This is a genomic window from Paraburkholderia sp. SSBN10T (assembly GCF_056619545.1).
The window spans coordinates 1-7959 of record NZ_JBWQQI010000048.1; the positions used below are offsets into that span (position 1 = coordinate 1).

At 61.7% G+C, this 7959-nt stretch carries 9 protein-coding genes; 6 read left to right on the plus strand and 3 right to left on the minus strand.

What is annotated here, in order from left to right; translation table 11 throughout:
* From AC1ECK_RS36480 to AC1ECK_RS36490, 3 genes are all read right to left on the minus strand, one after another.
* Window positions 1-543: citrate/2-methylcitrate synthase (locus AC1ECK_RS36480; protein WP_480328140.1), on the minus strand; the 543-nt coding region annotated here is incomplete at its 3' end.
* Between the two features lie 16 nt (window positions 544-559).
* Window positions 560-1552, minus strand: coding sequence for an HpcH/HpaI aldolase/citrate lyase family protein (locus tag AC1ECK_RS36485; protein ID WP_480328142.1), 993 nt, complete (start codon window positions 1550-1552; stop codon window positions 560-562).
* Window positions 1553-1738: 186 nt separating this feature from the next.
* Window positions 1739-2722 carry a malate dehydrogenase gene (locus AC1ECK_RS36490; protein ID WP_480328143.1) on the minus strand — a complete coding sequence of 328 codons (984 nt, stop codon included), beginning with the start codon at window positions 2720-2722 and terminating at the stop codon, window positions 1739-1741.
* A gap of 514 nt (window positions 2723-3236) precedes the next feature.
* On the opposite strand from AC1ECK_RS36490, the gene AC1ECK_RS36495 reads away from it, so the two are divergent.
* From AC1ECK_RS36495 to AC1ECK_RS36520, 6 genes are all read left to right on the plus strand, one after another.
* Window positions 3237-4040 carry a GntR family transcriptional regulator gene (locus AC1ECK_RS36495; RefSeq protein ID WP_480328145.1) on the plus strand — a complete coding sequence of 268 codons (804 nt, stop codon included), beginning with the start codon at window positions 3237-3239 and terminating at the stop codon, window positions 4038-4040.
* A gap of 193 nt (window positions 4041-4233) precedes the next feature.
* Window positions 4234-4650 carry a succinate dehydrogenase, cytochrome b556 subunit gene (gene sdhC, locus AC1ECK_RS36500; RefSeq protein WP_480328147.1) on the plus strand — a complete coding sequence of 139 codons (417 nt, stop codon included), beginning with the start codon at window positions 4234-4236 and terminating at the stop codon, window positions 4648-4650.
* Between the two features lie 4 nt (window positions 4651-4654).
* Window positions 4655-5023, plus strand: a complete 369-nt coding sequence (sdhD, locus tag AC1ECK_RS36505) for a succinate dehydrogenase, hydrophobic membrane anchor protein (RefSeq protein WP_424069692.1) — start codon at window positions 4655-4657, stop codon at window positions 5021-5023.
* A 4-nt stretch (window positions 5024-5027) separates the two neighbouring features.
* Window positions 5028-6803, plus strand: coding sequence for a succinate dehydrogenase flavoprotein subunit (sdhA, locus tag AC1ECK_RS36510; protein WP_480328149.1), 1776 nt, complete (start codon window positions 5028-5030; stop codon window positions 6801-6803).
* 24 nt (window positions 6804-6827) lie between these two features.
* Window positions 6828-7532, plus strand: a complete 705-nt coding sequence (locus tag AC1ECK_RS36515; protein ID WP_480328151.1) for a succinate dehydrogenase iron-sulfur subunit — start codon at window positions 6828-6830, stop codon at window positions 7530-7532.
* 1 nt (window position 7533) lies between these two features.
* A complete protein-coding gene (locus AC1ECK_RS36520; RefSeq protein ID WP_480328153.1) occupies window positions 7534-7803 on the plus strand; it encodes an FAD assembly factor SdhE in 270 nt (89 codons plus the stop codon).
* The last annotated feature ends 156 nt before the right edge of the window (window positions 7804-7959 follow it).

The following is a 7959-nucleotide window of genomic DNA, read 5'->3' on the forward strand; positions in this document are numbered from 1 at the left end:
ATGCAGGAAGTGGCCGCCGATCGAGTCGTCGTCGGTTTCCACCTCGATGCGTTTGCCGTTGTGCGAGTAGTGGTACCAGTACAGCAGCATCGAGCCGAGCGAGGCCATCAGCCGGTCGGCGATGTCGCGCGCGCCGGGCAGGTTGTGGTCGTCCTTCTCGGGCAGCACGGTGCCGAGCACCGAGACGCCGGTGCGCATCACGTCCATCGGATGGGCGGCAGCCGGAATCCACTCGAGCGCGGCCTTGACGTTGGCGGGCAGGCCGCGCAGCGCCTTCAGCTTCGTCTTGTAGGCGGTGAGTTCGGCCTGGGTGGGCAGCTTTTCGTGCACCAGCAGGTAGGCGATTTCCTCGAATTCGCAGGTGCTGGCGATGTCGAGAATGTCGTAGCCGCGGTAATGCAGGTCGTTGCCGGTCTTGCCGACCGTGCACAGGGCGGTGTTGCCCGCCGTCACGCCTGAGAGCGCCACGGACTTTTTCGGCTTGAACGCGCCCGGGGCGCCGGTCTCGCCAGTCGTGCCTGCGGCTTGCATCTTTTCGCTCATCTCCAGCGGTCTCCGTTCACGTCTCGTTGAACAGCGGGGCGGCTTCGGCCGGCACACTGCGCCCGGTCGAGCGGGCGCGGCGCAGCACCGACCAGTAATAGCGGTAGCTGGCGCGGTCGTGCAGCGTGTCGTGATGGCGCGTCGGACCCCAATGGGCGGACTGCGCGGCCAGCAGAATCTCGGCGGCGGTGGCGATCTCGTCTTCGCGCGGTGCGAAGGCGGCGACGATGGCCGGCACCTGGGCCGGGTGGATGCTCCACATCCGCGTGTAGCCGAACTCGTTGCGGGCACGGGCGGCGTCGTTGGCCACCACGCTCATGTCGCGCACTTCGGTGCTGACGTTATGCGACGGCACCTTGCCGTGCGCATGGCAGGCCGCGGAGATTTCGAGCTTGGCGCGCCGCACCAGCGGGTGATCGAACTGGCCGGGCGAGCGCATGGCGGTATCGGGAATCGCGCCGTCGTGCGCGGAGACAAAGTCCATCAGACCGAAGCTCAGCGCTTCGACGCCCGGCAGGGCGGCCAGCTCGAAGACCCGCGCCAGCGCGCCGTGGGTTTCGACCAGCAACTGCACCGGCACGGGCTGAGCGATGCCGAGTTCGCGCCGCGTCGCTTCGATGTAGGCGCACATTTCGGCGGCATCGGGGACACTGCGGATCTTCGGCAGGGTGATATAGGCAGGGGCGCGTCTGGCGGCGCGCAGGATCAGGCGCACGTCGTCGCGCCAGTGCGCATGATTGAAATCGTGAATCCGCACGCCGACGCGGCCGAACCGGTCGTGTTCGCTGCCCAGCAGCGACGCCACCAGCTCCGCATGCTCGGCCTCGCGGCCCACCTGGGCGCCGTCTTCGCAATCGAGCGTGATGTCGAACACCGGCCCCAACTCCTGCTGCAAAGCGAGCGATTTCAGCATCAGCTTCTCGCTGCCGGCGTAGTGATCGCAGGCAGGCAGGACAGTGGGCGGCGCTTCGCCGTCAAACAGCACTTCGGCGGGAGTCAGTGCGCGCATCTTCGGCGTTAAGGGCGTGGGTTCTCGTTGAGGAATCGGATTCGGACGCGTTCTGCCCAGGTTTTGCTCGAAGGGCTGGGGCGGCAGCGCACCAAGCGGCACAAAACGCGTTCGGATCGGATACGCACGTAAAAAACCGGAACCCGCTGCTGTGCAACGGAGTCCCGGCTGGTCTGCATCAGGCGCTTAGCCGAGCAGGTGCTGGACGCCTTCGCGCTCTTCGAGCAGCTCGTTCAGCGTAGCGTCCATCTTTTCGCGCGAGAACGCGTCGATTGCCAGGCCTTCGACACGCTTGTACTCGCCGTTTTCGCAGATCACCGGCACACCGTAAATGATGTCTTCCGGAATGCCATACGAACCGTCCGACGGAATGCCCATCGTGACCCACTTGCCGTTCGTGCCGAGCACCCAGTCACGCACGTGGTCGATTGCAGCGTTGGCTGCCGACGCTGCCGACGACAGGCCGCGCGCTTCGATGATCGCTGCGCCGCGCTTGCCGACGGTCGGGATGAAGGTGTTGCGGTTCCATTCGTCGTCGTTGATCAGCTTAGTCAGGTCCTGACCTTCTGCCGTTGCAACGCGGAAGTCCGGGTACATCGTCGGCGAGTGGTTGCCCCACACGGCCAGCTTTTCGATCGACGCGACCGGCTTGCCCGACTTGGCGGCCAGTTGCGACAGCGCGCGGTTGTGGTCCAGACGCAGCATGGCGGTGAAGTTCTTCTTCGGCAGATCCGGCGCCGACTTCATCGCGATGTAAGCATTCGTGTTAGCCGGATTGCCGACCACCAGAACCTTCACGTCACGGCTGGCGACTTCGTTCAGCGCCTTGCCTTGCACCGTGAAGATCTCGGCGTTGGCCGACAGCAGATCCTTACGTTCCATGCCTTTCGAGCGCGGACGTGCGCCAACCAGCAGGGCGATGTCGGCATCCTTGAAAGCAACCTTGGGATCGTCGGTGATCACGACGCCCGACAGCAACGGGAACGCGCAATCATCCAGTTCCATCACGACGCCTTTAACGGCGGCTTGCGCTTGCGGCAGGTCGAGCAGTTGCAGGACCACCGGCTGATCCTTGCCGAGCAGGTCGCCATTGGCGATGCGGAACAGCAGGGAGTAAGCGATTTGACCTGCGGCGCCGGTGACGGCAACGCGCTTTGCGGGCTTAGCCATTGAGAATTCTCCAGGACGATGCGTTAGACGCTAGGGAAAACGCCATTCTATATGCGCGTTAGGCGAAGCGTTGTGAAACACGACGGAATTCACTGTTACGCGGCGCCTCAAGCTGAAAACCGAGGCTGGAACGCGCGTTGCGGCGAGACCGCCATGCCGGAAACCTGTGCAGCGGAGCGTGGGGCGCACGAGACGCCGGTGGCCACTGCATGGTGCCGGGCTCCTGCAAGGGTGTGTTTCCGAAGCGTCTGACGGGACAAAGACCGGCGAATCGAAAGCTGAACCGCGAGAGACAGCAGCATGATGCAGAGCGGCTGCCGGTGCAAAGCGGTTGACCTGGAGTATCGGGAGATACTTGGGGAAAAGCCGCCGGATTTGCCCGCAAACCCTTGCTCGCGAAGGAGTGTAGGATTCGGCATTCACAAAGTCAACATTATCTTATGTCTTATATAAGACATATCTATTGCCGGGAAAGCTCTGGACGGAAGATGGACCTTTATGATGAAATGCGCGCATGACTGCGAACCCGGCGAGCACTGCGAATCCTAACGGCCCTGGGGGACCAGGCGAGGCCGTGCCTGTTGCCGCTGCGCCTGCTACATCGCCTACTTTCAGCCCCTTGTATCAACAGATCAAGGGGCTGATTACACAGAGCCTGGAGTCGGGCGAATGGAAGCCTGGTGAAATCATCCCCAGCGAGGTCGAGCTGGCGGCTCGCTTCAAGGTGAGCCAGGGCACCGTCCGCAAGGCGATCGACGAACTGGCGGCGGATAACCTGCTGGTGCGCCGCCAGGGCAAAGGCACTTTTGTTGCGACGCACAATGAAGACCGTGCGCAGTTTCGCTTCCTCAGGTTACTTGCCGATGACGGCGCCGAGCATCCCCACGTTAGCCGCCTGCTCGAATGTCGTCGCCTGCGTGCGTCGGCCGATATTGCGCGGCAGCTCGACCTGAAGCCGGCCGATCCCGTCGTGCTCATCAAGCGGCTTTTGCAGTTTGATGGTGAAATCACGGTACTCGACGAAATCTGGTTGCCCGGCATGGTGTTCCGCGGGCTCACGCTCGAGCGGCTCTCGGAGTACAAAGGTCCGCTCTACGCGATGTTCGAGACGGAGTTCGGAACCCGCATGATCCGGGCTTCCGAGAAGATTCGCGCGGTCGCGGCGGACCCGTCGGTCGCCGATCTGCTGCAGGTGCCGCCCGGATTTCCATTGCTATCGGTGGAGCGAGTGTCCTATACCTATGGGGACCGTCCCGTCGAAGTCCGGCGTGGATGGTATGTCACAACCGGGTATTACTATCAGAACGATCTCAGCTAAAACCGGCTTGCCGGGCATCCGGGTCTTCAGGCTGGATCGATGTGTTCAAGGGTGTTGGGCGTAGCGCGTGATGCCCTCTTGACGACGCCATTGTCTCGTGTGCAGTAAAGGACCTGTGGGGTTTTTCGCTGCAGCGCGATATAAAAAGGCGCTAAAATTGCGGATTAGTGTTACTACATAGTAGGGGTCTAGCATGGCTGAAGCCGTAAAAAAACCGAGGCCGGAGTTCCGGAACATCGGTATCGGGCAAATATTGACGGCGTACCGTCTCCCACTAGCGGGGCGTGTGTCGATTCTCCATCGCCTCAGCGGTGGGCTGCTTTTTGTGTTCCTTCCGTTCCTGCTGTACCTCTTCGATCAAAGCCTTACCTCAGAGCTCAGCTTTGACGTCTTCAAGGGCTTCCTCTCCAACATCATCGTCAAGCTCATCACGCTGGTTCTCGCGTGGGCCTTCCTGTTCCACTTCTGCGCTGGTATCCGTCACCTGGCGATGGACACCAACCACGGCGCGGTCACCAAGGAAAAGGGCAAGCAAACCTCCATCGTCGTGCTGATCGTCTCGTCGCTTCTGACGATTGCCTTTGCGCTCAAACTCTTCGGAGCATTCTAAAAAAATGGCAGCTAACAACCGAATCGGCCCGAAGCGTCTCGTCGTCGGCGCGCACTACGGTCTGCGCGACTGGCTCGCACAACGCATCACCGCCGCCATCATGGCGATCTACACGATCATCCTGCTCGTGTGGTTCTTCGGCGCGCAAGAATTTTCGTACGACGGCTGGGCGTCGATCTTCGCGACGCAATGGATGAAGCTCGCCACGTTCGTGACGCTGCTGTCCCTGTTCTACCACGCGTGGGTGGGTATTCGCGACATCTGGATGGACTACATCAAGCCCGTCGGTGTGCGTCTGCTCCTTCAGGCCCTGACGATCGTCTGGCTGCTGGCGTGTGCCGGCTACGCTGCGCAGATTCTCTGGAGAGTATAAAAGAATGGCTGCAATCAAGAATTCTCTGCCGCGTCGCAAGTTTGACGTGGTCATCGTCGGCGCAGGCGGCTCGGGGATGCGCGCTTCGCTGCAACTGGCGCGCGCCGGTTTGTCGGTTTGCGTGCTGTCGAAGGTGTTCCCGACGCGTTCGCACACAGTGGCTGCTCAAGGCGGCATTGGCGCCTCGCTCGGCAACATGAGCGAAGACAACTGGCACTATCACTTCTACGACACGATCAAGGGCTCCGACTGGCTCGGCGACCAGGACGCGATCGAGTTCATGTGCCGCGAAGCACCGAACGCCGTCTACGAACTGGAGCACATGGGCATGCCGTTCGACCGCAATGCGGACGGCACGATCTATCAGCGTCCGTTCGGCGGCCACACCGCCAACTACGGCGAAAAGCCGGTGCAACGCGCTTGCGCGGCGGCTGACCGTACGGGTCACGCGCTGCTGCATACGCTGTACCAGCAGAACGTGGCAGCGAAGACGCAGTTCTTCGTCGAATGGATGGCGCTGGACCTGATCCGCGACGCCGACGGCGACGTGCTCGGCGTGACCGCGCTGGAAATGGAAACCGGCGACGTCTACATCCTCGAAGGCAAGACCACGCTGTTCGCCACGGGCGGTGCAGGCCGGATCTTCGCGGCCTCCACGAACGCGTTCATCAACACCGGTGACGGCCTGGGCATGGCCGCGCGTTCGGGTATCGCACTGCAAGACATGGAGTTCTGGCAGTTCCACCCCACCGGCGTGGCTGGTGCTGGCGTGCTGATTACCGAAGGCGTGCGCGGCGAAGGCGGCATTCTGCGTAACTCGAATGGCGAGCGTTTCATGGAACGCTACGCGCCGACGCTGAAGGACCTGGCGCCGCGCGACTTCGTTTCGCGTTCGATGGACCAGGAAATCAAGGAAGGCCGCGGCGTGGGTCCGAACAAGGATCACGTGCTGCTCGACCTGTCGCACATCGGTGCCGAGACGATCATGAAGCGTCTGCCGTCGATCCGCGAAATCGCGCTGAAGTTCGCGAACGTCGACTGCATCAAGGAACCGATCCCGGTCGTGCCGACCATCCACTATCAGATGGGCGGTATTCCTACGAACATTCACGGCCAGGTCGTGGGTACGTCGAAGGGTCATGAAGATCCGGTCAACGGCTTCTACGCAGTCGGCGAATGCTCGTGCGTGTCGGTCCACGGCGCCAACCGCCTGGGCACGAACTCGCTGCTCGACCTCGTGGTGTTCGGCCGCGCGGCCGGCAACCACATCGTCAAGCATGTGAAGGAAATCAAGGAGCACAAGCCGCTGCCGGCCGACGCTGCCGACTTCGCGCTGTCGCGTCTGGACAAGCTGGACAAGTCCTCGTCGGGCGAATACACGCAATCCGTCGCGAACGACATCCGCGCCACGATGCAGGCACACGCCGGCGTGTTCCGCACGTCGAAGCTGCTGGCCGAAGGCGTCGAGCGCATCCGCGAAGTGGCTGAACGTGTCGACAACATCCATCTGAAGGATAAGTCGAAGGTGTTCAACACGGCCCGCGTCGAAGCGCTCGAACTGGCGAACCTGATCGAAGTGGCCCGCGCCACGATGGTCTCCGCAGAAGCGCGCAAGGAAAGCCGCGGCGCTCACGCCCAGAACGACTTCGAACATCGCGACGACGAAAACTGGCTGCGCCATACGCTATGGTTCAGCGAAGGTGATCGCCTCGACTACAAGCCGGTTCACATGCAACCGCTGACCGTCGAATCGGTGCCGCCGAAAGCGCGTACCTTCTAAGGCACAAGTCAAAGGAATTCAGAAATGGCCAAGCGTACATTTGAAATCTACCGCTACGATCCGGACAAGGACGCGGCACCGCGCATGCAAACGTACGAGATCGAAATCGACTCGCACGAACGCATGCTGCTCGACGCGCTGCTCAAGCTGAAGGCGCAAGACGAAACGTTGTCGTTCCGCCGCTCCTGCCGCGAAGGCGTGTGCGGTTCGGACGCGATGAACATCAACGGCAAGAACGGTCTGGCGTGCCTGACCAACATGAACGACCTGCCGCAGAAGATCGTGCTGCGTCCGCTGCCGGGCCTGCCCGTCGTGCGCGACCTGATCTGCGATTTCACGCAGTTCTTCAACCAGTATCATTCGATCAAGCCGTACCTGATCAACGATACGCCGCCGCCGGAAAAGGAACGTCTGCAGTCGCCGGAAGAACGCGAAGAGCTGGACGGCCTGTACGAGTGCATTCTGTGCGCAAGCTGCTCGACGTCGTGCCCGAGCTTCTGGTGGAACCCGGACAAGTTCGTCGGTCCGGCAGGCTTGCTGCAAGCCTATCGCTTTATCGCGGACAGCCGCGACGAGGCGACGGGCGAGCGTCTCGACAACCTGGAAGACCCGTACCGTCTGTTCCGTTGCCATACGATCATGAACTGCGTCGATGTGTGCCCGAAGGGCCTCAACCCGACGAAGGCGATCGGCAAGATCAAGGAATTGATGGTTCGCCGCGCTGTCTGAGATGGAAGACTCACATCAGTCCGACCCGCTTCGGCGGGCGCGCCTTCGCTGGCGCGCCCGGCGTGGCTTGCTGGAAAACGATCTGATTTTCGAGCGTTTTTTCGGCAAATACGAGCATGACCTCAGCGACGCCGACGTAGGCGCACTTACACGCCTGCTCGAGCTGAGCGATAACGACCTGATGGACTTGCTGCTCGCGCGCAAGGAACCAGAAGGCGACCTTGCAGACCCGGATGTAGTCCGGGTGCTGGAGCTGCTGCGCACTGCTTGAGAGAAGCCAGTCCGTTGTTCCACGCGTGCAATTATCGAAACCCTGTTTCCATACTTCGATTGAGGATGTGCCATGACCCCGTCAGATGTTAAAGCCACGCTATCGTTCAGCGACAATTCGCCGAGCGTTGAAATGCCGATCTACAAGGGCACGATG

What these genes read in the sequence shown, in the direction of transcription:
- sdhA (WP_480328149.1), top strand. Translation starts at nt 5,028, where the DNA reads ATGGCTGCAATCAAGAATTCTCTGCCGCGTCGCAAGTTTGACGTGGTC.
- AC1ECK_RS36490 (WP_480328143.1), bottom strand. Translation starts at nt 2,722, where the DNA reads ATGGCTAAGCCCGCAAAGCGCGTTGCCGTCACCGGCGCCGCAGGTCAA.
- AC1ECK_RS36515 (WP_480328151.1), top strand. Translation starts at nt 6,828, where the DNA reads ATGGCCAAGCGTACATTTGAAATCTACCGCTACGATCCGGACAAGGAC.
- sdhD (WP_424069692.1), top strand. Translation starts at nt 4,655, where the DNA reads ATGGCAGCTAACAACCGAATCGGCCCGAAGCGTCTCGTCGTCGGCGCG.
- AC1ECK_RS36485 (WP_480328142.1), bottom strand. Translation starts at nt 1,552, where the DNA reads ATGCGCGCACTGACTCCCGCCGAAGTGCTGTTTGACGGCGAAGCGCCG.
- sdhC (WP_480328147.1), top strand. Translation starts at nt 4,234, where the DNA reads ATGGCTGAAGCCGTAAAAAAACCGAGGCCGGAGTTCCGGAACATCGGT.
- AC1ECK_RS36520 (WP_480328153.1), top strand. Translation starts at nt 7,534, where the DNA reads ATGGAAGACTCACATCAGTCCGACCCGCTTCGGCGGGCGCGCCTTCGC.
- AC1ECK_RS36495 (WP_480328145.1), top strand. Translation starts at nt 3,237, where the DNA reads ATGACTGCGAACCCGGCGAGCACTGCGAATCCTAACGGCCCTGGGGGA.